Genomic DNA, 24,067 nt, shown 5'->3' with positions numbered 1-24,067 from the left:
TTGTCGATCTCCGATGGGGGACGCTGCGATGAGTGGAACAGGACGTACGGGTGACGGCCACGGCCGGCTCGGCAGCAAGCTGTCGGGGCTGGCCGTGGCCGTCGGCTGTGTGCTCTTCCTCGGCGGCTTCGCCTGGGCAGCCGTGGTGTACCGGCCGTACACGGTGCCGACCGAGTCGATGACCCCCACGGTGAACGCCGGCGACCGGGTACTCGCCCAGCGGGTGGACGGCGGCGAGGTGCGCCGGGGCGATGTCGTGGTGTTCACCGACCCCGCGTGGGGTGACATGCCGATGGTGAAGCGGGTCGTCGGGACCGGCGGCGACAAGATCGCCTGCTGCGGCAAGGGCGGCCGCCTCACGGTCAACGGCATACCCCTTGAGGAACCGTATCTTCAGGCCGGCGAACCCGCCTCGGCGAACGACTTCACGGCCGAGGTGCCGCAGGGCAAGCTCTTCCTCCTCGGTGACGACCGCAGGTCCTCGCTGGACTCCCGGGTCCACCTGGAGGACGCCGGGCAGGGCGCGGTGCCGCGCAGCGCCGTGCAGGCCCGGGTGGACGCGGTCGCCTGGCCGCTCGGCGGCATGATCGACCGGCCGGAGGCCTTTGCCGCCCTGCCCGGCGGGGTGTCGTCCCCGGGGCCTTTGAAGCTTCAGCTCGGGGCCGTGGCAGTGGGCGTGGTGCTCATCCTGGGGGGCGCCGTGTACGGACCCGTCGCGGCGCGCTCCGCCCGGTCCAAGCGGAACAAGCAGGGGAAGGCGACCGCCGGTGCCCGCTGAGACGCGCAAGGTCGCCCGCCTGGTGCTCCTCGATCCGCAGGACCGGGTGCTGCTGATGCACGGGTTCGAACCGGAGGACCCGGCGAGCACCTGGTGGTTCACCCCCGGCGGCGGCCTCGAGGGCGACGAGACCCGCGAGCAGGCCGCCCTGCGCGAGCTGGCCGAGGAAACCGGGATCACGGACGTCGAGCTGGGCCCGCTGCTCTGGCAGCGGATGTGCTCCTTCCCGTTCGACGGGCGGCGCTGGGACCAGGACGAGTGGTACTTCCTGGCCCGCACCACCCAGACCGCGACGGACACCAGCGGGCAGACCGGGCTGGAACGCCGCAGTGTCGCGGGTCTGAGGTGGTGGACCTCCGCCGAACTGTCGGCGGCGCGTGAGACGGTGTACCCGACCAGACTCGCCGAGCTGCTGCGCACGCTGCTCGACGAGGGTCCTCCGCGTACGCCACTGGTTCTGGCCCCCGAAATCGCCTGAGCGACCGGGGATCAGGGACGCTGGCGCACAATGGGGGAACGCACGGCTGAAGGGGAACATGCCAATGAGCGCCGAGGACCTCGAGAAGTACGAGACCGAGATGGAGCTGAAGCTCTACCGGGAGTACCGCGATGTCGTCGGTCTGTTCAAATACGTGATCGAGACCGAACGGCGCTTCTACCTCACCAACGACTACGAGATGCAGGTGCACTCGGTCCAGGGCGAGGTGTTTTTCGAGGTGTCCATGGCGGACGCCTGGGTCTGGGACATGTACCGGCCTGCACGGTTCGTCAAGCAGGTGCGGGTCCTGACGTTCAAGGACGTCAACATCGAGGAGCTCAACAAGAGCGATCTCGAACTTCCGGGTGGCTGAGTTGTCCACAACGGCGGAGTTGTCCACCGAGATCCACTAGGTGGGAGCGGAAGCGTCACAGTCGGTGCCGGAGGTGGTGCCGATATGAACGCACGGGGGGCACTCGGGCGGTACGGCGAGGATCTGGCGGCGCGGCTGCTGACCGACGCCGGCATGTCCGTACTGGAACGGAACTGGCGCTGTCGCGCCGGCGAGATCGACATCGTCGCGAAGGACGGTGACGCGCTCGTCATCTGCGAGGTCAAGACCCGCAGGGCGGGGGCGTTCGAGCACCCGATGGCGGCGGTCACACCGGCCAAGGCGGACCGCCTGCGGCGACTGGCCGAACTCTGGCTGGCCGGCCACGGCGGCCCGCCGCCCGGTGGGGTACGGATCGACCTCGTCGGGGTGGTGCTGCCCCACCGCGGCGCGCCCACGGCGGAGCATGCGCGGGGGGTGGCCTGATGGCGTTCGCGCGTGCCTGCTCGGTGGCACTGGTCGGTGTCGAGGGCGTGGTGGTGGAGGTCCAGGCGGATCTGGAGGCCGGGGTCGCGGCGTTCACCCTGGTGGGTCTTCCCGACAAGAGCCTGGTGGAGAGCCGGGACCGGGTCAGGGCCGCCGTGGTCAATTCCGGGGCGGAGTGGCCACAGAAGAAGCTCACGGTGGGGCTGTCACCGGCCTCGGTCCCCAAGGGCGGTTCCGGTTTCGATCTGGCCGTCGCCTGCGCCGTGCTCGGCGCCGCGGAACGGATCGACCCCGCCTCGATCGCCGACGTGGTGATGATCGGCGAGCTGGGGCTGGACGGCAGGGTGCGGCCGGTGCGCGGGGTACTGCCCGCCGTCCTCGCCGCGGCGGAGGCCGGATACCGGCAGGTGGTCGTCCCCGAACAGACCGCGGGTGAGGCCGCTCTGGTGCCCGGGATCTCCGTGCTCGGGGTCCGGAGCCTGCGGCAGCTGATCGCCGTGCTCTGCGACGAGCCGGTTCCCGATGAGGCACAGGCCCACGACCAGGGACGCCCCGACACCATGCTGGCCGGGCTGATGATGCCCGGAGCCGGCATGGGCACCGGGATCGCCAGGGGATCGCAGGGCGACGGCAACCGCCCGGATCTGGCGGACGTCGCGGGCCAGGAGCGGCCGCGCAAGGCCCTGGAGGTCGCCGCGGCGGGCGGCCACCACCTCCTGCTGTCAGGACCTCCGGGCGCCGGCAAGACCATGCTGGCCGAACGGCTGCCCGCCATCCTGCCGCCGCTGACCCGGCAGGAATCCCTGGAAGTGACCGCGGTGCACTCGGTGGCGGGCATCCTGCCGCCGGGCGAGCCGCTGGTCGCCCGCCCGCCTTACTGCGCACCGCACCACTCCGCGACCATGCAGTCGCTGGTCGGCGGGGGCAACGGGCTGCCGCGGCCGGGCGCGGTCTCGCTGGCGCACCGGGGGATCCTCTTCCTCGACGAAGCGCCGGAATTCTCGGTACGGGCGCTGGACGCGCTGCGCCAGCCGCTGGAGTCGGGGCATGTGGTGGTGGCACGCAGCGCCGGCGTGGTGCGGCTCCCGGCCCGGTTCCTGATGGTGCTCGCCGCCAACCCCTGCCCGTGCGGACGGCACACCCTGAGCGGGGCCGGGTGCGAATGCCCGCCCTCGGCGGTCCGGCGGTACCAGGCGCGGCTCTCCGGGCCGCTGCTCGACCGGGTGGACCTGCGGGTGACCGTCGACCCCGTCAGGCGCGAGGACCTGATGGGCCGGGGCGGGCGGGGCGAGTCGACCGAGACGGTGGCCGCCCGGGTGCTCCGGGCCCGGGCGAGGGCCGCGGAGCGGCTGGCGGGGACCCCGTGGACCACGAACAGCGAGGTGCCGGGGCATGCGCTGCGGACGCGGCTGGTCGCGGCCCCGGGTGCGCTGATGGCGGCGGAACGGGACATGGAGCGGGGCCTGCTCACCGCGCGCGGCCTGGACCGGGTGCTGCGGGTGGCGTGGACCGTCGCGGATCTGCGCGGCGCCGACCGGCCGGACGCCTCGGACATCGGGGCTGCCCTGGAGCTGCGCACCGGGATTCCGCGCGGAGCCCCGATGGGTGCGGGGGCGTCATGACGTGGCAAGGGGGCGAGGGCCGGGCGGACGTCGCCGCGGGACCAGGCCGGACGGGCGCGCCGCACGGGCAGGCGGCCGGTGACCGGTGTCCACCCGGCGGAGCGGGCGCCGGTGGCGGGGTGAGCGACCGGGAGCGGCTGGCACGGGCGGCGCTGACCCGCGTCCTGGAGCCGGGTGACGTGCGCGGCGGGCGCTGGCTGCGGGAGTGCGGTGGGGCGGAGCTGATGCGGCGGATCACCACGCCGGACGGCTCCGCCGAGCGACTGGGCGGGATGACCGCGAGCCGGCTGGCCGGCTACCGGTTGCGGGCCCGGACCGTCGAGCCCGAGCGGGATCTGGCGGCGGTGGCCTCGGTCGGCGGGCGCTTCGTCTGCCCCGGGGACCGGGAGTGGCCGAGCCAGCTCGACGACCTGGGCGACGCCCGGCCGACGGGGCTCTGGGTGCGGGGGAGGCCCGACCTGCGGCTCTGGGCACTGCGCTCGGTCGCCGTGGTCGGGGCGCGGGCGTGCACACCGTACGGGGCCCACATGGCGACGACGCTCGGCGCCGGCCTCGCGGAGCGGGGGTGGGTGATCGTCTCGGGGGCCGCCTTCGGTGTCGACGGGGCGGCCCACCGGGGCGCCCTGGCCGCGGGGGGCGCGACGGTGGCCGTACTGGCCTGCGGGGTGGACGTCGCCTACCCCCGCGGCCACGCCGAACTGATCGGACGCATCGTCGAGCAAGGGCTCGTCCTCGGTGAGCTGCCACCGGCCGATCACCCCACCCGCAGCAGATTCATCCTCCGGAACAGAGTGATCGCCGCGTTGACGCGGGGAACCGTCGTCGTCGAGGCCGAGTACCGCAGTGGGTCACTGGTCACGGCCCGCTGCGCGCAACGTCTCGGCCGCCACACCATGGGCGTACCGGGTCCCGCCACCAGCGGTCTGTCGGCAGGCGTCCACGAGCTCCTGCGGGGCGAGGGCGTGCTCGTGACGGACGCTGCCGAAATCGCCGAAATGGTGGGAGACATCGGGGATCTGGCCCCTCCGAAACGTGGGCCGATGCTGCCCCGCGACCACCTGGATCCCGTCTGCGGCAGGGTGCTCGACGCGCTGCCGGCCAACGGTCTCGTCAACGGACGGGAGGTGGCGCGTGCAGCGGCCACGAGTGCGGATGAGGCGCTCGGCAAGCTGTACGAACTGCACTCACTGGGGTTCGTCGAACGCGAAGGCGATGGATGGAGGTTGACGAAGCGGCCGACTTGTCAGGGCGACGCGCGGCGAGGCGGTTCTTGACCTGGGGCATTCGGGTGAAAAGGTGATGCCGATGACCTCGGCGGATCCTTCGGCGACACCTCCGGGGCCGGCCCATGAGGCGACGGCCCCGGACACCCGTCATGTCCTCGCCCAGGTGCGCGGTCGTGTCCGCGGCCGTGTTCCGCCCCATGGCCGTTCGCCGGGAAGCGCACACCACCGATCCCTTATCCTGCGCGGACCGCGACACTTCAGTCACGCTACGCTCACAAGGATTCCGGCCCAGACACAAGTCCCCCAGCACGCCACGGCAGAACGGCTCAAGGCACCACATGCCCCAGCACACCTCCGGGTCTGACCGCGCGGCAGTACCACCGGCTGCGCGTGGCACTGTGCGCCCGCCCGCCCCCTCCTCGCTCGACGAGTTGTGGCGTTCGTACAAGACGACGGGCGACGGGCGGCTGCGGGAACAGCTGATCCTGCACTACTCGCCCCTGGTGAAGTACGTCGCCGGCCGGGTGAGCGTGGGCCTGCCGTCCAACGTCGAGCAGGCGGACTTCGTCTCCTCGGGGGTCTTCGGGCTGATCGACGCGATCGAGAAGTTCGACATCGAGCGCGCGATCAAGTTCGAGACGTACGCGATCACCCGCATCCGGGGCGCGATGATCGACGAACTGCGGGCGCTGGACTGGATCCCGCGCTCCGTGCGCCAGAAGGCACGGGCGGTGGAGCGCGCCTACGCCACCCTGGAGGCGAAACTGCGGCGCACCCCCTCGGAGTCGGAGGTCGCGGCCGAGATGGGCATCGCGCTGGAGGAACTGCACGCGGTTTTCAGCCAGTTGTCGCTGGCCAACGTCGTCGCGCTGGAGGAACTGCTCCATGTGGGCGGTGAGGGCGGCGACCGGCTGAGCCTGATGGACACCCTGGAGGACACCGCCGCCGACAACCCGGTGGAAGTGGCCGAGGACCGCGAGCTCAGAAGGCTTCTCGCCCGCGCGATCAACACCCTTCCGGACCGTGAGAAGACGGTCGTCACGCTCTACTACTACGAGGGCCTCACCCTCGCCGAGATCGGCAACGTCCTCGGGGTCACCGAGAGCCGGGTCAGCCAGATCCACACCAAGTCGGTGCTGCAACTGCGAGCGAAGCTGGCCGACGCCGGACGGTGAAACAGCCGGCCGGGGCTTGCGTATGCGCCCTGCCGGCACGGGCGCGGGCAGGCAACGGACGGGAGGCGTGCGGGCCCAGGGCGCCCCGCCAGAGGCGCTTCGGCCAATCATCCGGGCCGCCCGCCCCCGTCGCGGACACCGGCCGCCGTAGAGTGGTCGGGTGCCCAGGATTCGAGCGGCCTCCGTGGCCGAGCACCGGACCATGCAGCGCGGCGCCCTCCTGGACGCAGCGCGCTCCCTGCTGTCCGAGGGCGGCACGGAGGCGTTGACCTTCCCCGCCCTCGCCGAACGCACGGGCCTCGCACGGTCCTCCGTCTACGAGTACTTCCGGTCCCGCGCCGCCGTCGTCGAAGAGCTGTGCGCCGTCGACTTCCCCGTGTGGGCGGCCGAGGTGGAGAACGCGATGGAGCGGGCCGCGACGCCCGAGGAGAAGATCGAGGCGTACGTCCGGCGGCAGCTCGATCTCGTGGGGGACCGCCGTCACCGTGCCGTCGTCGCGATCTCGGCGAGTGAGCTGGACGCGGGCGCGCGCGAGAAGATCCGGGCGGCGCACGGCGGACTGATCGCGATGATCGTGGAGGCGCTCGGCGACCTCGGGCACGATCAGCCCCGGCTGGCGGCCATGCTGCTCCAGGGCTCCGTGGACGCGGCGGTCCGGCGCATCGAGCTGAGCGTGGCGGAGGAGCCCGGAGTGATCGCGGACACCGCCGTCGCCATGATCCTGAACGGCGTGCAGGGCGTGCAGGGCGTGCAGGGCGTGCAGGGCGTGCAGGGCGTGCAGGGCGTTCCGGGAGATCCGGACGATCTGGACGTCCAGGGCTGACGCCCTCGTTACGCGGACGGGCCCCGGCGCTCACCGCCGAGGCCCTACGAGGGACCGGGCAGGGGCACACCCGACACGGGCAGCAGACGGGACGGGCCACGCCGCAGCAGTGACGGCGGCAGCAGCGACAGCGGGTCCACGTACGCCTCCGCGCGCCGCAGCCCCCAGTGCAGGCAGCCGGACGCGCAGTGGAAGGGCCCGGCCGCCAGGACCGCCACCACCTGGCCCGCCGTGACCTCATCACCCTTCGCGACCAGCGGGCGCACCGGCTCGTAGGTGGTGCGCAGCGGCGGATCGCCCGTGCCCGCCAGCTCGATCACGACCACTCCGTGCCCCGCCACGCCGCCGGCGAAGGAGACCCGGCCCGGGGCGGCCGCGCGCACCGGCGTGCCCGGTCCGGCGCCCAGGTCCACCCCGCGGTGCCCCGGCCCGTACGGGCCGGCGGGCGGCTTCCACCCCCGCAGGACCGGAGGCCGCCCCTCCAGCGGCCAGACCCGTCCACCGGCCGGATCCGCGGGGACGGCCGCACGGCCCTTCACGGCCCCGGGCAACGCGACGACCGCGGCTCCTGTCCTGCCCCCGGCCCCCGCCTCTCCCACACCCGTCACGCTCGGCGGCGGCCGTACCGCCGCCGCCAGGGCGTACAGCCCGCCGCCCCCCATCGCGAGCAGCGCTCCGAGCACCAGCGCTCCGAGCCCGCGTCTCCCGAGCGCCCGTCTCCCGACCGCCAGCCTTCCGAGCACCAGCACTCCGAGCCCGCGCCTCCGCGCCGTCGGCCTCCCGAGCACCAGCCCTCCGAGCCCCCGCCTCCGCGCCGTCGGCCTCCCGGGCGCAGGCACTTCGGGCACCGGCCCCGACGCGGGCGCCACCGCCCGGCCGGCGGCCCGTCGTCCGGTCCCGCCGGCCGGTGTCCTGCGGCGCGCGGCGGGGCAGCCGGGCCGGGTGCGGGAACAGCTCCGTCCAGATGTGATTCGCATGCCGCCACCGTCCCCCGCCCCGCGGATCCGCGGGGATTATGGACCGGATCTGTGGACTACCGGCCGGTTGTGGACAGCGCCGTCACCCGGCACCCGCCTGGTCCCGTACACTTCTTCTGGCGATCCGGGTCACCGGGTCGACTTCGCACGCCCCGCCATCTCCCTCTCTCCGGAGGTGGCCGCGCTCCTCGGTCCTTCGTGGCACGGCGCGTCGGGGCGTCAGGCGCGACAGCAAACCTGCGGTCGCGATAACCGAGCACCTCAAGGAGTACGGCCATGGCCGTCGTCACGATGCGGGAGCTGCTGGAAAGCGGCGTCCACTTCGGTCACCAGACCCGTCGTTGGAACCCGAAGATGAAGCGCTTCATCTTCACGGAGCGCAACGGCATCTACATCATCGACCTGCTCCAGTCGCTGTCGTACATCGACCGCGCCTACGAGTTCGTCAAGGAGACCGTCGCCCACGGCGGCTCCATCATGTTCGTGGGTACGAAGAAGCAGGCCCAGGAGGCCATCGCCGAGCAGGCGACGCGCGTCGGCATGCCGTACGTCAACCAGCGTTGGCTCGGTGGCATGCTCACCAACTTCTCCACCGTCTACAAGCGCCTTCAGCGTCTGAAGGAGCTCGAGCTCATCGACTTCGAGGACGTGGCCGCCTCCGGCCTCACCAAGAAGGAGCTCCTGGTCCTCTCCCGCGAGAAGGCCAAGCTGGAGAAGACCCTCGGTGGTATCCGCGAGATGCAGAAGGTGCCGAGCGCCGTCTGGATCGTCGACACCAAGAAGGAGCACATCGCCGTCGGTGAGGCGCGCAAGCTCCACATCCCGGTCGTCGCGATCCTGGACACCAACTGCGACCCCGACGAGGTCGACTACAAGATTCCGGGCAACGACGACGCGATCCGCTCCGTCACCCTGCTCACCCGCGTGATCGCCGACGCCGTCGCCGAGGGCCTCATCGCCCGCTCCGGTGCCGCGACCGGTGACTCGAAGCCGGGCGAGAAGGCCGCCGGCGAGCCCCTCGCCGAGTGGGAGCGCGACCTGCTCGAGGGCGACAAGAAGGCCGACGCCGAGGTCCAGACCTCCGCCGAGACCGAGAAGGTCGCGGACGCCGAGGCTGCCGAGGCCCCCGCCGCTGCCGAGGCTCCCGCCGCCGAGGCCCCCGCTGCCGAGGCTCCGGCCGCGGACGCCGAGCAGGCCTGACACCCGTCACGGCTGAAGACGGCGGGGGCCGGTGCCACAGGCACCGCCCCCGCCGTCCACCCGTAGATCTTTCAGACTTCGAGAGAGAACAGACTCATGGCGAACTACACCGCCGCTGACGTCAAGAAGCTCCGTGAGCTCACCGGCGCCGGCATGATGGACTGCAAGAAGGCGCTCGACGAGGCCGACGGCAACGTCGACGGAGCCGTCGAGGCGCTCCGCATCAAGGGCCAGAAGGGCGTCGCCAAGCGCGAGGGCCGTTCTGCCGAGAACGGCGCGGTCGTCTCCGTCGTCTCCGAGGACAAGACCTCCGGCGTCCTGCTCGAGCTGAAGTGCGAGACCGACTTCGTCGCCAAGGGTGACAAGTTCCAGGCCGTCGCCAACACGCTCGCCGCTCACGTCGCCGCGACCTCCCCGGCCGACATCGAGGCGCTTCTCGCGTCCGAGATCGAGCCCGGCAAGACCGTCCAGGCGTACGTGGACGAGGCCAACGCCAACCTCGGCGAGAAGATCGTCCTGGACCGCTTCGCGCAGTTCGACGGCGCCTACGTCTCCGTGTACATGCACCGCACCATGCCCGACCTGCCGCCGCAGATCGGTGTCATGGTCGAGCTGGACAAGGCCGACGCCGACCTGGCGAAGGGCATCGCCCAGCACATCGCCGCCTTCGCGCCGAAGTACCTGTCCCGCGAGGACGTCCCGGCCGAGGTCGTCGAGGCCGAGCGCCGCGTCGCCGAGGAGACCACGCGCGCCGAGGGCAAGCCCGAGGCCGCGCTCCCGAAGATCGTCGAGGGACGCGTCAACGGCTTCTTCAAGGAGGCCACCCTCCTCGGCCAGCCGTACGCGCTGGACAACAAGAAGTCCGTCCAGAAGGTCCTGGACGAGGCCGGTGTCACCCTGAAGCGCTTCACGCGCATCAAGGTCGGCATCTGAGTCCGTCCGCGAAAAACGGTGGACCCCGATAGGGTCTGGTGCAGTCGACGGCCGCACACCGCCGTACGACCGCAGATCTGACGAGGAGGCCATTGCCGCTGAGGGACATCAGACCCACCGGCAATGGCCTTCTTCGTATGTGCACGAGGAGAATCTCCATGAACAAGGGCGCGGACGCCGCAACAGGTGACCACAAGCGCGACGACGGCAAGGTGCGCGGACGCTTCATGCTGAAGCTGTCCGGCGAGGCGTTCGCCGGCGGCGGGGGTCTCGGTGTCGACCCCGACGTCGTGCACGCCATCGCCCGCGAGATCGCGGCAGTCGTCCGCGACGGCGCGGAGATCGCGATCGTCATCGGCGGCGGCAACTTCTTCCGCGGTGCCGAGCTCCAGCAGCGCGGCATGGACCGGGCCCGGTCCGACTACATGGGCATGCTCGGCACCGTCATGAACTGCCTCGCGCTCCAGGACTTCCTGGAGAAGGAGGGCATCGACTCCCGGGTCCAGACGGCCATCACCATGGGCCAGGTCGCGGAGCCGTACATTCCGCTGCGCGCCGTACGGCACCTGGAGAAGGGGCGCGTCGTCATCTTCGGCGCCGGCATGGGCATGCCGTACTTCTCCACCGACACCACCGCGGCACAGCGCGCCCTGGAGATCGACGCCGAGGCGCTGCTGATGGGGAAGAACGGCGTGGACGGGGTCTACGACTCCGACCCGAGGACCAACCCCGGCGCGGTGAAGTTCGACGCGCTGGAGTACAGCGAGGTGCTCGCCCGCGATCTCAAGGTCGCCGACGCCACCGCCATCACGCTCTGCCGTGACAACCAGCTGCCGATCCTCGTCTTCGAGCTGACCACCGCGGGCAATATCGCCCGCGCCGTCAAGAGTGAGAAGATCGGCACGCTCGTGAGTGACCGGAGCACCCGGGCCTGACGACCGGGGAGCCTTCGCCGGAGGACCGGTGAACTCCCGGGGTCCCACAGGACGGCCCCGAAAGATGGACAACGGCCTGCCGGTCGGACACCGTGCAGGTGAGGACGCGACGCAGGACCCGCCGGGCCCGAGCACGCCGGGCCCACTCAAGACACGCAGGAGCACGTGGTGATCGAAGAAACCCTCCTCGAGGCCGAGGAGAAGATGGAGAAGGCCGTCGTCGTCGCGAAAGAGGACTTCGCCGCGATCCGGACCGGCCGTGCGCACCCGGCGATGTTCAACAAGATCGTCGCCGACTACTACGGCGCACTGACCCCGATCAACCAGCTGGCCTCGTTCTCGGTGCCCGAGCCCCGCATGGCCGTCGTGACGCCGTTCGACAAGAGCGCGCTGCGCAACATCGAGCAGGCCATCCGCGACTCGGACCTCGGCGTCAACCCGAGCAACGACGGCAATATCATCCGGGTGACCTTCCCGGACCTCACCGAAGAGCGCCGTCGCGACTACATCAAGGTCGCGAAGACCAAGGCCGAGGACTCCAAGATCTCGATCCGGGCCGTCCGCCGCAAGGCCAAGGAGACGCTCGACAAGCTGGTCAAGGACAAGGAGTCCGGCGAGGACGAGGTGCGCCGCGCCGAGAAGGAGCTCGACGACACCACCGCGAAGTACGTCGCGCAGGTGGACGAGCTGCTGAAGCACAAGGAAGCCGAGCTGCTCGAAGTCTGATGAACGACTCTTCCTGGGGCGCCCCGCAGGGCGCAGGCCACCGGGCTGCGCCCGAGATGCGGGCCGCTACGGCGGGTCCGGCCTACGATGTGCATGACGCCCAGCAGACTCGGCCCATGCCCATCGTGCCGGACGTTCCCGACGCAGGTAGAGACGCTGACGACCGTGATGACCGGGACCAGGGGGCCGGGCGCCTGAGCGGCGGCCCCCTGTTCCGCGACGAGAAGCCGCAGGAGCCCATGTCCACCGCGCCGCCACCCCCGCAGAAGAAGCGTGCGGGCCGTGATCTGGGATCCGCCATAGGGGTCGGCGTCGGGCTCGGTGCCGTCGTCGTCGCCTCGCTCTTCGTCGTCAAGGCCGTCTTCGTCGGCGTGATCGTGGTCGCCGTCGTCGTGGGCCTGTGGGAGCTCACCTCGCGGCTGGAGGAGCGCAAGGGCATCAGGGCGCCCCTCGTGCCGCTCGCGATCGGCGGCGCGGCCATGGTCGTGGCCGGGTACGCGCGGGGCGCCGAGGGCGCGTGGATCGCCATGGCGCTGACCGCCCTGGCGGTGCTCGTCTGGCGGATGACCGAGCCGCCGGAGGGGTATCTCAAGGACGTCACGGCCGGAGTCTTCGCCGCGTTCTACGTGCCGTTCCTGGCGACGTTCGTCGCCATGCTGCTGACCGCCGACGACGGGCCGCAGCGGGTCCTGACCTTCCTGTTGCTGACCGTGGTCAGCGACACGGGCGCGTACGCCGTCGGCTGGCGGTTCGGCAAGCACAAGCTCGCACCGCGCATCAGCCCCGGCAAGACCCGCGAGGGGCTGTTCGGAGCCGTGGCCTTCGCGATGGTGGGCGGCGCGCTGTGCATGCAGTTCCTGATCGACGGCGGCTCGTGGTGGCAGGGACTGCTGCTCGGCCTCGCGGTCGCCGCCAGCGCCACCCTCGGCGACCTGGGCGAGTCCATGATCAAGCGCGATCTCGGGATCAAGGACATGGGCACGCTCCTCCCCGGACACGGCGGGATCATGGACCGGCTGGACTCGCTGCTGCCGACCGCGCCGGTGGTCTGGCTGCTGATGGTGATCTTCGTCGGCTCCGGCTGAGCGCCGCGCACACGTCACATGGTTGAGGGCCCACCGACCGCGGTCGGTGGGCCCTCAACCATGTGACGTCAGGCACCGTCCCGCAATGCCGCACGCATGTGGTGGTGGAGCTCCAGCGCCCGGCGGCGCATCCACAGGATCCAGAAGCAGAACGCGACCACACCGACCGCGAAGACCAGCGGGAAGACCACCGAGCCATGGGTGGCCCCGAGGACGAGCAGGCCGACCGCGAGCAGCCCCATGAAGCCCAGCCAGTACGGCAGCCACCGGCCTCCGCGTTCCATCTTCCCCAGCTGTTCGTCCACCAGCCGGCGCATCACGGCCCGCTCCTCGGGATCCCGCGGCACCTCACGGTGACGGATCCGGCGGTTGAGGCCGGCGATCGCGCGGGGACCGGCGCCGGTCGCGCGGCTGGTCCTGTGCCGCTGGTAAGCCAGGGCCCCGATGACCACGACGGTGTAGAAGAGGCCGTGGATCACCCATAAGCCCGGATGCTCGTCCCGGCGCAACAGGGCACTGAGGCCCACGCCCAGCACCAGGACCACCAGTCCCTGTGCGATCAGGCTGTCACTGAACCAGTGCTTGACGGTGTGCATGGCACCTACCTCCTGCGACGGCGGCGGGGTATTCCTGTCATGTCCCGGATACCCCGTTCGGCCCGGTTCACCGGGCCCCGCCTGCCCGCCAGGCGCCTGCCGGGCGACGAAACGGGTACCGCCGCACGTCTGCGACACTGGAAGAACCATGCCTAAGCCCGGAGAACTCACTTTCGTCGCGCCCCGCGGAGCCAAGAAGCCGCCGCGGCACCTCGCCGACCTCACGCCCGCCGAGCGCAAGGAAGCCGTCGCCGCGATCGGCGAGAAGCCGTTCCGCGCCCAGCAGCTTTCGCAGCACTACTTCGCGCGGTACGCGCACGACCCGGCGGAGTGGACCAACATCCCGGCCGGATCGCGGGACAAGCTCGCCGAGGCGATGTTCCCCGACCTGATGTCCGTGGTCCGGCACATCAGCTGCGACGACGACACCACCCGCAAGACGCTGTGGAAACTGCACGACGGGACGCTGGTCGAGTCCGTCCTGATGCGCTACCCCGAGCGCGTCACGATGTGCATCTCGTCACAGGCGGGCTGCGGCATGAACTGCCCGTTCTGCGCCACCGGCCAGGCCGGTCTCGACCGCAACCTGTCCACCGCCGAGATCGTCCACCAGATCGTCGACGGCATGCGGGCGCTGCGCGACGGCGAGGTCCCGGGCGGTCCGGCGCGGCTGTCCAACATCGTCTTCATGGGCATGGGGGAGCCGCTCGCCAACTACAACCGCGTGGTCGGCGCGATCCGCCGGCTGACCGACCCCGAGCCGGACGGCCTCGGACTCTCGCAGCGCGGGATCACCGTCTCCACCGTCGGCCTCGTCCCCGCGATGCTCCGCTTCGCCGACGAGGGCTTCAAGTGCCGTCTCGCCGTCTCCCTGCACGCCCCGGACGACGAACTGCGTGACACGCTCGTGCCGGTGAACACCCGGTGGAAGGTGCGCGAGGTGCTGGACGCCGCGTGGGAGTACGCGGAGAAGTCCGGCCGCCGCATCTCCATCGAGTACGCGCTGATCCGCGACATCAACGACCAGGCGTGGCGGGGCGACCGGCTCGGCCGGCTGCTCAAGGGCAAGCGGGTGCACGTCAACCTGATCCCGCTGAACCCGACGCCCGGCTCCAAGTGGACCGCCTCGCGGCCCGAGGACGAGAAGGCGTTCGTCGAGGCGATCGCCGCCCACGGAGTGCCGGTGACCGTCCGGGACACCCGTGGCCAGGAGATCGACGGGGCCTGCGGGCAGCTGGCGGCATCCGAGCGCTGAGGCCGGAACCGGCCGTGTAGCCTGGGCCCGAAAGCAACTTCATATTCCGACAGGGGAGCGCCACAGCGCTGAGAGTGCGGCACCGGTACCGGCTGGCCGCAGACCCTCTGAACCTCGCCCGGGTCATTCCGGGTAGGAAGTTCGGACCATACTCAAGCTGTTGCGCCCTGCCCGCTTCCGGTTTCCACCGGTGCGGGCAGGGCCGCGTCTCTTCCTGGTCCCCCCAGGAGGAATCACATGAGCACCACCAAGAAGCTCGCGGTGACGGCCGTCGCCGCCGCACTCGGCGCGACCGCGCTGGCCGGCTGCGGGAGTTCCGACGACTCGGCTGCCGGCAGCGGTGACGCCTCGGGCACCGGTTCCAAGACCGTCACCCTCGTCAGCCACGACTCCTTCAACGCGTCCAAGGACGTACTGAAGGAGTTCACCCGGGAGACCGGCTACACCGTCAAGGTGCTGAAGAGCGGGGACGCGGGCGCCGCGCTCAACCAGGAGATCCTGACCAAGGGCTCGCCCCGCGGCGACGTGTTCTTCGGCGTCGACAACACCCTGCTCTCCCGCGCCCTCGACAACGGCCTGTTCACGCCGTACGAGGCGAAGGGCCTCGACCAGGTCGCCGCCGACGTCCAGCTGGACGCCGGCAAGCACCGGGTCACCCCGATCGACACCGGCGACATCTGCGTCAACTACGACAAGAAGTACTTCGCCGACAAGAAGCTCGCTCCGCCGCGGTCCTTCGAGGACCTCGCGAAGCCCGCGTACAAGAACCTCCTCGTCACCGAGAACGCGGCGACCTCCTCGCCCGGCCTCGGCTTCCTCCTCGGTACCGTCGCCACCTACGGCCAGGACGGCTACCAGGACTACTGGAAGAAGCTGAAGGACAACGGCGTCAAGGTCGTCGACGGCTGGGAGCAGGCGTACAACGAGGAGTTCTCCGGCTCCGCGGGCGGCAAGAAGGCCAAGGCCGACCGGCCGCTCGTCGTCAGTTACGCCTCCAGCCCGCCCGTCGAGGTGCTGTACGCGGACCCGCAGCCGAAGACCGCCCCGACCGGCGTCGCCACCGGGACGTGCTTCCGCCAGATCGAGTTCGCCGGACTGCTCGACGGAGCGAAGAACGAGGCGGGCGGCAAGGCTCTGCTCGACTTCCTGATCAGCAAGAAGTTCCAGGAGGACATGCCGCTCAACATGTTCGTCAGCCCGGTCGCCAAGGGAGCGAAGGTGCCGGACCTCTTCACGAAGTTCGGAGCCACGGTCGACAAGCCGACGACCGTCGCCCCGGACGAGATCGCCAAGAACCGTGAGCAGTGGGTCCAGTCATGGTCCTCGCTCGTAGTGAAGTAACGAAGACCCCCGTACGCGGACCGGGCGCGCGCGGGAAGGGATCGCGCGCCCGGTCGCTGCGCGGGGGCGCGGTGCGGCTCGGCCTGATGGCCGTCCCCGTCGCGTTCTTCGCGCTGTTCTTCGCCTATCCCGTCGCCGCCATCGTCGGACGCGGGCTGAAGGCCGGCGGGGTGTGGCAGTTCGGGCGGTTCGGCGAGGTGCTGAGCCGGCCGGACATCGGGGACGTTCTCTGGTTCACGCTCTGGCAGGCCCTCGCCTCGACCGCGCTGACCCTGCTGATCGCGCTGCCCGGCGCGTATGTCTTCGCCCGGTTCGACTTCCCCGGCAAGCAGTTGCTGCGGGCGGTCGTGACCGTGCCGTTCGTGCTGCCGACCGTCGTCGTCGGGACCGCGTTCCTCGCGCTGCTGGGCCGTGGCGGCTTCCTCGACGAGCTGTGGGGCGTACGGCTGGACACCACGGTGTGGGCGATCCTGCTGGCCCACGTCTTCTTCAACTACGCGGTCGTCGTACGCACCGTCGGCGGGCTCTGGTCGCAGCTCGACCCACGGCAGGAAGAGGCCGCGCGGGTGCTCGGCGCGGGTCGGTTCGCCGCCTTCCGGCGCGTCACCCTGCCCGCGCTCGGCCCCGCCGTCGCCGCCGCCGCCCTGATGGTCTTCCTCTTTACCTTCACCTCGTTCGGCGTCGTCCAGATCCTCGGCGGTCCCGGCTTCTCCACCTTGGAGGTGGAGATCTACCGGCAGACCGCGCAACTGCTCGACCTGCCCACGGCCGCCGTGCTGACGCTGGTGCAGTTCGTCGCGGTCGGCGCCGTCCTCGCCGTGCACGCCTGGACCGTGCGGCGCAGGGAAACCGCGCTGAAACTCGTCGATCCGGCGCAGACGGCCCGCAGGCCGCGCGGTGCGGGGCAGTGGGCGCTGCTCGGCGGGGTGCTGCTGACCGTGCTGCTGCTGATCGTGCTGCCGCTCGCCGTGCTGGTGGAGCGGTCGCTCGACGTGTCCGGCGGCCATGGCCTCGCCTACTACCGCGCACTGGCCTCGGCGGAGACGAACAGCGGAACGTTCCTGGTCGCGCCCATCGAGGCGATCGGCAACTCACTGCGCTACGCGCTGGTCGCCACCCTCATCGCGCTGGTCGTCGGCGGACTGGCCGCGGTCGCCCTCACCCGGAAGGCGGGCCGGCTCGTCCGGGGCTTCGACGCGCTGCTGATGCTGCCGCTCGGCGTCTCCGCCGTCACCGTCGGCTTCGGCTTCCTGATCACCCTCGACGAACCCCCGCTGGACCTGCGGACCTCCTGGATCCTGGTGCCGCTCGCCCAGGCGCTGGTCGGGGTGCCCTTCGTCGTACGCACCATGCTGCCGGTCCTCAGAGCGGTGGACGGGAGGCTGCGCGAGGCGGCCGCGGTGCTCGGCGCCTCGCCGCTGCGGGCCTGGCGCGAGGTGGACCTGCCGCTGGTGCGCCGGGCGCTGCTGGTCGCCGCCGGCTTCGCGTTCGCCGTGTCGCTCGGCGAGTTCGGGGCCACCGTCTTCATCGCGCGGCCCGACAACCCCACCCTTCCGGTGGCCGTCGCCCGGTTGCTGGGCCGGTCCGGTGAGCTCAACTACGGCCAGGCGATGGCGCTCAGCACCATTCTGATGCTCGTGTGCGCGGTGTCGCTGCTGCTGCTCGAACGTATCCGCGCCGACCGATCCGGGGAGTTCTAGAGATGCTGACACTGGAATCGGCCACCGTGCGCTTCGGTGACCGTGCGGCGCTCGACGCCGTGGACCTGGAGGTCGCCGACCACGAGATCGTCTGTGTGCTGGGGCCGAGCGGCAGCGGGAAGTCGACGCTGCTGAGGGTCGTGGCCGGACTCCACCAGGCCGACGGCGGACGGGTGCTGCTCGACGGCGCGGACCAGGACGGTGTGCCGGTGCACCGGCGCGGGCTCGGCCTGATGTTCCAGGACCACCAGCTGTTCCCGCACCGTGACGTCGGCGCCAACGTCGCCTTCGGGCTGCGGATGCGCGGGGTGAGCCGGAGCGAGCAGGACCGCAGGGTCGCCGAACTCCTCGAACTGGTGGGCCTGCCAGGTGCCGAACGCCGGGCCGTCGCCGCGCTCTCGGGCGGTGAACAGCAGCGCGTCGCCCTCGCCCGTGCCCTCGCCCCCCGGCCCAGGCTGCTGATGCTGGACGAACCCCTGGGCCAGCTGGACCGCGGTCTGCGCGAACGACTCGTCGTCGAACTCCGCGCGCTCTTCGGCCGACTCGGTACGACGGTGCTCGCCGTCACCCACGACCAGGGGGAGGCCTTCGCGCTCGCCGACCGGGTCGTCGTGATGCGCGACGGACGCATCGCCCAGGTGGGCACGCCCCTGGAGGTCTGGCAGCGCCCCGCCTCCGCCTTCGTCGCCCGCTTCCTGGGCTTCGACAACGTGGTGGAGGCGTTGGTCACCGGTGAGGCCGCCGAGACGGACTGGGGCGAGGTGCCGGTGCCGGCCGGGTCACCGCAGGGGGCGTGCGACCTGCTGGTGCGTCCGGCCGGAGTGCTCGTCGGTGGTCCGCAGGACGGCCTGCGCTGCATCGTGGGAGCGCGCACCTTCCGCGGCAACCACGTCGCCGTGAAACTGCACCCGGAGCACGGTCCGGTCCTGGACGCGGAGTGCCCGCTGCACAGCACTCCGGACGAGGGAGCGCGGGTCGGCGTCACCTTCGCCGCGGCGGAGAGCGTCGTGCTGCCCGCACTCTTCTGAGCGGACGGGAAGGCCGTCGCCGGGCGGGGGCCCGCGCCGGCGGCGGAGGGCCGCCTCGCACGGGGGCTACTGCGCCGACAGCCGTGCGAGCGCCCCGGGCGCTTCCTCCACCGTGTCGACGAGGGCGATGCGGGACTCCATCGGCCGGTCCGCCGCGAGGGCCCGGAGCAGTGGCCACGCGGGCAGTTCCCGGGTCCAGTGATCGCGGCCGACCAGCACCATCGGGGACGGTTCACCGCGTGAGCCGTAGTAGTTCGGGGTGGTGCTGTCGAATATCTCCTGGACGGTGCCGGCCGCGCCCGGCAGGAAGATCACGCCCGCGGTCGAGCGGGCCAGCAGCCCGTCCTCGCGCAGGGCGTTGGTGAAGTACTTGGCGATGCTGCCGGCGAACGGGTTCGGCGGCTCGTGGCCGTAGAACCACGTGGGGACCGCCACGGAGTCGCCGCCGTCCGGCCAGCGCTCCCGCACGGCGAACGCGGCCAGCGCCCAGTCGGTGACCGACGGGGTGAACGAGGGGACGGCGCCCAGGAGTTCGCAGGCCTTGTCCAGCATCGCGTCCGGGTGCGGGGCCGCGTAGGCGCCGAGGTTCGCCGCCTCCATCGCGCCCGGGCCGCCGCCGGTGGCCACGGTCAGGCCGCCGCGGGCCAGGGTCCTGCCGAGGCGGGCCGCCGCCGCGTACGGGGCGCTGCCGCGGGGCGTCGCGTGGCCGCCCATCACGCCGACCACCCGCGCCCCGGTGAGGAGTTCGTCCAGCGCGTCGGAGATGGCGTCGTCGTGGAGCGCGCGCAGCATCGAGGCGAAGGGGTCGCCGTCCGAGCGGGTGCGGCTGAACCACCGGTAGGCGCGGGCGTCAGGCGTCGCCTCGTAACCGCCTCGCGCCAGCCCGTCGTAGAGGGAGTCGGGGGAGTAGAGCATGCCGCGGTACGGATCGAAGGGGAGACCGGGCACCGGGGGGAAGACGAACGCGCCGTCGGCCCGCACCTTGTCGGCCGCTGCCGGCTCCATCGGGCAGCCGAGGAAGACGGCGCCGGAGGTGTCCGAGGCCAGCAGCGCCGCGCTGCGGCCCGTCAGATCGACGGACTGGACGCGCAGGTTGGCCAGTGAGCCGGCGGCGACCGCCGCGTCGAACGCGGCGAGCGACTCGATCTCGGCGCCGGGTGCGGGCATGCTGTCTTCCGGGCTCTCCACGCCCTCATGCTACGGACCGGCCGGGGACGCTCCCCGGCCGGGCCGCTCAGGCGGTCAGCGGCAGTGCGGCCAGCTCGGCGATCGCCCAGGTCAGCGGGGCGAAGACGAGCAGCAGTACGGCCGCGCGCAACGCTGTGGCCGCGCGCAGCGCCGACGCCGGTGCGCCGAGCCGCAGCAGCGCCCGAGCCGTCTCGGCGCGGGCCTGCTTCGCTTCCAGCGCCGACGTCAGGAGCGTCGCGGTGGTGCAGCCGATGACGAGTACGGCGCCCAGCGCGGTGAGCGGACCGAAGGGCCTCGCTCCCGTGCCGTACAGCGCGACCGCGGCGACGATCGCGGAGAGGACCGCGCAGACGACCCCCAGCGGCCGGCCGATCCGCTGCGCCTCGTCCATCAGGACCCGGCCCGCCAGCAGGCGTACGGCTCCGGGACGCGCCGCCTGGAGCAGGCGCCCGCTCAGGTGCGTGAGACCCGGGCCGGCCGTCGCCAGGCCGATGGCCGTCAGGGTCCATCCGACGAGTACCCACGCGGGTGTGGAGTCGAGCTTGCCGGGGAGCGGGAAGGGGCTGCCGGGGGCGCCGCGGTTCGCGTACGCCTCGACGGCGAGTCCGGCCGCTGTCAGGGCCACGCCCCACGGCAGCCCGGCGGGGGGCGCGGCCGGGGCCGGGATGCGCTCCTCGGGTACCAGCTCCTCGGCGTCCTCCGGGGTGTCCGCGGCCCGCACCGGCCTGGCGCGCAGCGCCAGCGCGCTCGCGGTCGCGGCGACCGCGGGCACCAGGGCCAGCAGGACGAGGACGGCGGCCGGCGGCAGCGGTGCCTCGGCGCCGAGCAGCCCGGCCGCCGCGCCGTCGAACGGCAGTCCGGACAGGTCGCCGCGCAGGTGGAGGAAGAGGAGCAGCGCCACCATCGAGCCGAGGGTGCACGAGACGGCGGTGGAGACCGCGGCGAGCACACTGAGGCGCACCGGTCCCAGGCCCACGGCGGACAGTCCGGCGCGTGGCCGGGTGCTCGGGTCCGTACGCGCCACCGCGACCGCGAACTGCACCGTGGCGGCCAGCGGCACGAAGCACCACAGCAGCCGCAGCAGGGAACCGGCGGAATGCGCGGGGTGCCCCGAGGCGTAGCCGAGTGTGCACAGCAGGAGGAAGCCGACCCCGGCGGAGGCGGCCGCGACCAGCAGCCGCCGCAGCAGGACCAGCGGATGGGAACCGCGGGCTAGACGGAGAGCGAGCACGCCGCGCGGCCCTCCGCATCGGTGACTGCGGGCAGGGCGACCGTGGCGACCCGGCGTCCGTCCAGCAGCGGCACCACGCGGTCGGCGAGCGCGGCGATCTCCGCGTCGTGTGTGGCGAGCACCACCGTGATGCCGTGCGAGCGGGCCGCGCTCGTGAGGGTGCGCAGCACATGAGCGCGGTCGGTGCGGTGCAGCGTCGCGGTCGGCTCGTCGGCGAAGATCACCGCGGGCGCGGCGGCCAGTGCGCGGGCGACCGCGATCCGCTGCCGCTGGCTCTGCTGGAGGGTGTGCGGCCGCTTCCGCGCGCACATGCCGATGTCGAGGCGCTCCAGCCACTCCATGGCGGCCTTCTTGGCCTCCCGGGGCGAGGTGCCGCGCAGCAGCAGGGGCAGGGCGGTGTTCTCCCAGGTGTTCAGTTCCGGGACGAGCTGGGGTTCGGGGGCGATCCAGCCGAACTTGTCGCGGCGCAGCCGCTCCCGCAGCCGCGGGCCCATGGTGTGGACGGGGACGCTGTTGAACCACACCTCGCCCTGCTGGGGCACGAGCTGGCCGGAGAGGCAGTGCAGCAGGGTGGTCTTGCCGCTGCCGCGCGGGCCGGTCACCGCGAGGATCTCGCCGTCGCGGATGCCCAGGGAGACTCCGCCGAGCGCGGGTGAGCCGTTGTGGGAGTGCTGCAGGGAACGCGCCCAGATCACGTCGTTGTCCGGCGGGGCCACCATGGCGTACACCTCGGTTCAGATCAGATATCCCGTTCCCCCGTACGGGGGAACGAAGGCGGGGCCGATCGGTCACTCGGCACCGTAAGGATTCGGATCGCGGTGTGCGCACAGCACGCGGCCCGGGTGCGCTTCTTCCCACTCGAATGGGCGCATCCGGGCCGTGTGGACCGTGGGGGAGGGCCACCGGGAGGCCGTCGTGGGACGGTCAAGCGGTGGTCAAGCCGGTGTCGGCCGTTGGGCCGTCCGGCTCTCGGTCAGAGCTTCGTCCAGGCCTCCGTCAGGACGGACCGCAGGATGCCCTCGATCTCGTCGAACGTGGACTGGTCGGAGACCAGCGGCGGCGCGAGCTGGACGACCGGGTCGCCACGGTCGTCGGCCCGGCAGTACAGGCCGTTGTCGTACAGCGCCTTGGAGAGGAAGCCGTACAGGACGCGCTCGGTCTCCTCGTCGGTGAAGGTCTCCTTCGTGGCCTTGTCCTTCACCAGCTCGATGCCGTAGAAGAAGCCGTTGCCGCGGACGTCGCCGACGATCGGCAGGTCGTGCAGCTTCTGGAGGGTGGTGAGGAAGGCGTTCTCGTTGTCGAGGACGTGCTGGTTGAGGCCCTCGCGCTCGAAGATGTCGAGGTTGGCGAGCCCGACCGCCGCGGACACCGGGTGGCCGCCGAAGGTGTAGCCGTGCAGGAAGGTGTTGTCGCCCTCGTAGAACGGCTCGGCGAGCTTGTCCGAGACGATGCAGGCACCGATCGGCGAGTAGCCCGAGGTCATGCCCTTGGCGCAGGTGATCATGTCCGGCACGTAGCCGAACTTGTCGCAGGCGAACATCGTGCCGAGGCGGCCGAAGGCGCAGATGACCTCGTCCGAGACGAGCAGCACGTCGTACTGGTCGCAGATCTCGCGCACGCGCTGGAAGTAGCCGGGCGGCGGCGGGAAACAGCCGCCGGCGTTCTGCACCGGCTCCAGGAAGACGGCGGCGACGGTCTCGGGGCCCTCGAAGAGGATCTCCTGCTCGATCTGGTCGGCGGCCCAGCGGCCGAAGGCCTCCGGGTCGTCACCGTGGATCGGGGCGCGGTAGATGTTGGTGTTCGGCACCTTGTGCGCGCCGGGGACCAGCGGCTCGAAGGGGGCCTTGAGAGCCGGCAGGCCGGTGATGGACAGGGCGCCCTGCGGGGTGCCGTGGTAGGCGACCGCACGCGAGATGACCTTGTACTTGGTCGGCTTGCCCTTGAGCTTGAAGTATTGCTTGGCCAGCTTCCAGGCGGTCTCGACGGCCTCGCCGCCACCGGTGGTGAAGAAGACCTTGTTCAGGTCGCCCGGGGCGTAGTCGGCGAGGCGCTCGGCCAGCTCGACGGCCTTCGGGTGGGCGTAGGACCACACCGGGAAGAAGGCCAGTTCCTGAGCCTGCTTGTACGCGGCCTCGGCGAGCTCGTGACGGCCGTGGCCGGCGTTGACCACGAACAGGCCGGACAGCCCGTCGAGGTACCGCTTGCCCTGGTCGTCGTAGATGTAGGTGCCCTCGCCACGCACGATGGTGGGAACGGGCGCGTTCTCGTAGTCCGACATGCGGGTGAAGTGCATCCACAGGTGGTCGTACGCGGTCCGGCTGAGGTCCTTGCTCACGGCTATCGGGTTCCCCACATATAGGTCTGCTTCTTGAGCTTGAGGTAGACGAAGCTCTCGGTGGAGCGCACACCGGGCAGGGCCCGGATGCGTTTGTTGATCGTCTCCAGCAGGTGGTCGTCGTCCTCGCAGACGATCTCCACCATCAGGTCGAAGGAGCCCGCGGTCATCACCACGTACTCGCATTCGGTCATGGCCGACAGGGCCTCCGCGACGGGGTCGAGGTCGCCGTCGACGTTGATCCCGACCATCGCCTGCCGCCGGAACCCCACGGTGAGGGGGTCCGTGACGGCGACGATCTGCATCACGCCCTGGTCGAGCAGCTTCTGCACGCGCTGGCGCACAGCCGCCTCGGAGAGGCCCACGGCCTTGCCGATCGCGGCGTACGGACGACGTCCGTCCTCCTGGAGCTGCTCGATGATTGCGAGGGACACGGCATCGACCGCTGGGGACGATCCGTTCCCGGTCCTGGAGTCTGCGCTGCGACTGGCCACGGAGCCACTCTGCACCGGGACTCGTCTGTCTCGCAACCCTCAATCGATGAAATTCGTTGTTGAGCGGCTCCAATCTCACTGAATCCGAAGTTCGCGGCGGTTGGGTATGTCGAGAACGTTACCC

At 71.4% G+C, this 24,067-nt stretch carries 24 protein-coding genes and 1 riboswitch; of the genes, 17 read left to right on the top strand and 7 right to left on the bottom strand.

All coding sequences use genetic code 11. The annotated features are described in order from the left end of the window. Window positions 1-28: 28 nt before the first annotated feature. The 8 genes from lepB (at window position 29) to ABZ454_RS30050 (ending at window position 6,919) form a co-directional block, all read left to right on the top strand. Entirely contained in the window at window positions 29-778 is a 750-nt protein-coding gene (lepB, locus tag ABZ454_RS30085) for a signal peptidase I (RefSeq protein ID WP_356319633.1), read from the top strand. Beyond that, window positions 768-1,256 carry an NUDIX hydrolase gene (locus ABZ454_RS30080; RefSeq protein ID WP_356319632.1) on the top strand — a complete coding sequence of 163 codons (489 nt, stop codon included), beginning with the start codon at window positions 768-770 and terminating at the stop codon, window positions 1,254-1,256. The genes lepB and ABZ454_RS30080 overlap by 11 nt, the downstream gene beginning before the upstream one ends. A gap of 64 nt (window positions 1,257-1,320) precedes the next feature. After that, complete coding sequence (locus ABZ454_RS30075) at window positions 1,321-1,629, top strand: DUF2469 domain-containing protein (protein WP_003965949.1); 309 nt, start codon at window positions 1,321-1,323, stop codon at window positions 1,627-1,629. A gap of 84 nt (window positions 1,630-1,713) precedes the next feature. Further along, window positions 1,714-2,073, top strand: a complete 360-nt coding sequence (locus ABZ454_RS30070) for a YraN family protein (RefSeq protein WP_359542622.1) — start codon at window positions 1,714-1,716, stop codon at window positions 2,071-2,073. Then, the gene (locus ABZ454_RS30065) at window positions 2,073-3,695 is read left to right on the top strand and encodes a YifB family Mg chelatase-like AAA ATPase (protein WP_359542619.1); all 1,623 of its coding nucleotides are present in this window, start codon (window positions 2,073-2,075) and stop codon (window positions 3,693-3,695) included. The genes ABZ454_RS30070 and ABZ454_RS30065 overlap by 1 nt, the downstream gene beginning before the upstream one ends. After that, window positions 3,692-4,969: a DNA-processing protein DprA gene (dprA, locus tag ABZ454_RS30060; RefSeq protein ID WP_359542617.1), complete on the top strand. Its 1,278-nt coding sequence runs from the start codon at window positions 3,692-3,694 to the stop codon at window positions 4,967-4,969. The genes ABZ454_RS30065 and dprA overlap by 4 nt, the downstream gene beginning before the upstream one ends. Window positions 4,970-5,259: 290 nt before the next feature. Beyond that, complete coding sequence (gene whiG, locus ABZ454_RS30055) at window positions 5,260-6,096, top strand: RNA polymerase sigma factor WhiG (protein ID WP_356319628.1); 837 nt, start codon at window positions 5,260-5,262, stop codon at window positions 6,094-6,096. A 184-nt stretch (window positions 6,097-6,280) separates the two neighbouring features. Further along, complete coding sequence (locus ABZ454_RS30050) at window positions 6,281-6,919, top strand: helix-turn-helix domain-containing protein (RefSeq protein WP_359542644.1); 639 nt, start codon at window positions 6,281-6,283, stop codon at window positions 6,917-6,919. A 44-nt stretch (window positions 6,920-6,963) separates the two neighbouring features. Here the strand turns inward: ABZ454_RS30050 and ABZ454_RS30045 are convergent, their stop codons facing one another. Then, the gene (locus ABZ454_RS30045; protein WP_359542615.1) at window positions 6,964-7,662 is read right to left on the bottom strand and encodes a M23 family metallopeptidase; all 699 of its coding nucleotides are present in this window, start codon (window positions 7,660-7,662) and stop codon (window positions 6,964-6,966) included. A gap of 510 nt (window positions 7,663-8,172) precedes the next feature. Here ABZ454_RS30045 and rpsB point away from each other — a divergent pair. From rpsB to ABZ454_RS30020, 5 genes are all read left to right on the top strand, one after another. Further along, a complete protein-coding gene (gene rpsB, locus ABZ454_RS30040; protein ID WP_356319626.1) occupies window positions 8,173-9,096 on the top strand; it encodes a 30S ribosomal protein S2 in 924 nt (307 codons plus the stop codon). A gap of 96 nt (window positions 9,097-9,192) precedes the next feature. Further along, complete coding sequence (gene tsf, locus ABZ454_RS30035; RefSeq protein WP_356319625.1) at window positions 9,193-10,029, top strand: translation elongation factor Ts; 837 nt, start codon at window positions 9,193-9,195, stop codon at window positions 10,027-10,029. A 158-nt stretch (window positions 10,030-10,187) separates the two neighbouring features. Further along, entirely contained in the window at window positions 10,188-10,964 is a 777-nt protein-coding gene (pyrH, locus tag ABZ454_RS30030; protein ID WP_356319624.1) for a UMP kinase, read from the top strand. A 168-nt stretch (window positions 10,965-11,132) separates the two neighbouring features. After that, a complete protein-coding gene (gene frr / locus ABZ454_RS30025; RefSeq protein ID WP_093899080.1) occupies window positions 11,133-11,690 on the top strand; it encodes a ribosome recycling factor in 558 nt (185 codons plus the stop codon). Then, the gene (locus ABZ454_RS30020) at window positions 11,690-12,775 is read left to right on the top strand and encodes a phosphatidate cytidylyltransferase (RefSeq protein WP_359542611.1); all 1,086 of its coding nucleotides are present in this window, start codon (window positions 11,690-11,692) and stop codon (window positions 12,773-12,775) included. Before frr ends, ABZ454_RS30020 begins: the two co-directional genes overlap by 1 nt. A gap of 68 nt (window positions 12,776-12,843) precedes the next feature. On the opposite strand, the gene ABZ454_RS30015 is transcribed toward ABZ454_RS30020, so the two are convergent. Continuing rightward, window positions 12,844-13,371 (bottom strand): hypothetical protein, encoded by a 528-nt coding sequence (locus ABZ454_RS30015; protein WP_356319622.1) that lies wholly within the window; start codon window positions 13,369-13,371, stop codon window positions 12,844-12,846. A 148-nt stretch (window positions 13,372-13,519) separates the two neighbouring features. On the opposite strand from ABZ454_RS30015, the gene rlmN reads away from it, so the two are divergent. From rlmN to ABZ454_RS29995, 4 genes are all read left to right on the top strand, one after another. After that, on the top strand, window positions 13,520-14,626 hold the full coding sequence (gene rlmN, locus ABZ454_RS30010) for a 23S rRNA (adenine(2503)-C(2))-methyltransferase RlmN (RefSeq protein ID WP_359542608.1): 1,107 nt from the start codon (window positions 13,520-13,522) through the stop codon (window positions 14,624-14,626). Between the two features lie 41 nt (window positions 14,627-14,667). Next, a riboswitch (TPP riboswitch) is annotated at window positions 14,668-14,783 on the top strand. A gap of 80 nt (window positions 14,784-14,863) precedes the next feature. Beyond that, the gene (locus ABZ454_RS30005; RefSeq protein ID WP_359542606.1) at window positions 14,864-15,967 is read left to right on the top strand and encodes a thiamine ABC transporter substrate-binding protein; all 1,104 of its coding nucleotides are present in this window, start codon (window positions 14,864-14,866) and stop codon (window positions 15,965-15,967) included. Window positions 15,968-16,053: 86 nt separating this feature from the next. Further along, the gene (locus ABZ454_RS30000; RefSeq protein WP_359542643.1) at window positions 16,054-17,667 is read left to right on the top strand and encodes an iron ABC transporter permease; all 1,614 of its coding nucleotides are present in this window, start codon (window positions 16,054-16,056) and stop codon (window positions 17,665-17,667) included. Window positions 17,668-17,669: 2 nt separating this feature from the next. Then, window positions 17,670-18,695: an ABC transporter ATP-binding protein gene (locus tag ABZ454_RS29995; RefSeq protein WP_359542604.1), complete on the top strand. Its 1,026-nt coding sequence runs from the start codon at window positions 17,670-17,672 to the stop codon at window positions 18,693-18,695. Between the two features lie 66 nt (window positions 18,696-18,761). Here the strand turns inward: ABZ454_RS29995 and ABZ454_RS29990 are convergent, their stop codons facing one another. From ABZ454_RS29990 to ABZ454_RS29970, 5 genes are all read right to left on the bottom strand, one after another. After that, window positions 18,762-19,862: a Rossmann fold nucleotide-binding protein gene (locus tag ABZ454_RS29990; protein WP_356319647.1), complete on the bottom strand. Its 1,101-nt coding sequence runs from the start codon at window positions 19,860-19,862 to the stop codon at window positions 18,762-18,764. Window positions 19,863-19,929: 67 nt separating this feature from the next. Then, complete coding sequence (locus ABZ454_RS29985) at window positions 19,930-21,114, bottom strand: hypothetical protein (protein WP_359542602.1); 1,185 nt, start codon at window positions 21,112-21,114, stop codon at window positions 19,930-19,932. Continuing rightward, on the bottom strand, window positions 21,096-21,833 hold the full coding sequence (locus ABZ454_RS29980; RefSeq protein WP_356319617.1) for an ATP-binding cassette domain-containing protein: 738 nt from the start codon (window positions 21,831-21,833) through the stop codon (window positions 21,096-21,098). The genes ABZ454_RS29985 and ABZ454_RS29980 overlap by 19 nt, the downstream gene beginning before the upstream one ends. Before the next feature lie 254 nt (window positions 21,834-22,087). Further along, a complete protein-coding gene (locus ABZ454_RS29975; RefSeq protein WP_356319616.1) occupies window positions 22,088-23,467 on the bottom strand; it encodes an aspartate aminotransferase family protein in 1,380 nt (459 codons plus the stop codon). Continuing rightward, window positions 23,452-23,943, bottom strand: a complete 492-nt coding sequence (locus ABZ454_RS29970; protein ID WP_356319615.1) for an Lrp/AsnC family transcriptional regulator — start codon at window positions 23,941-23,943, stop codon at window positions 23,452-23,454. Before ABZ454_RS29970 ends, ABZ454_RS29975 begins: the two co-directional genes overlap by 16 nt. Window positions 23,944-24,067 lie beyond the last annotated feature (124 nt).

Source organism: Streptomyces sp. NPDC005803, from assembly GCF_040630435.1.
Lineage (GTDB): Bacteria > Actinomycetota > Actinomycetes > Streptomycetales > Streptomycetaceae > Streptomyces.
This window is presented reverse-complemented; position numbering and strand designations above follow the sequence as displayed.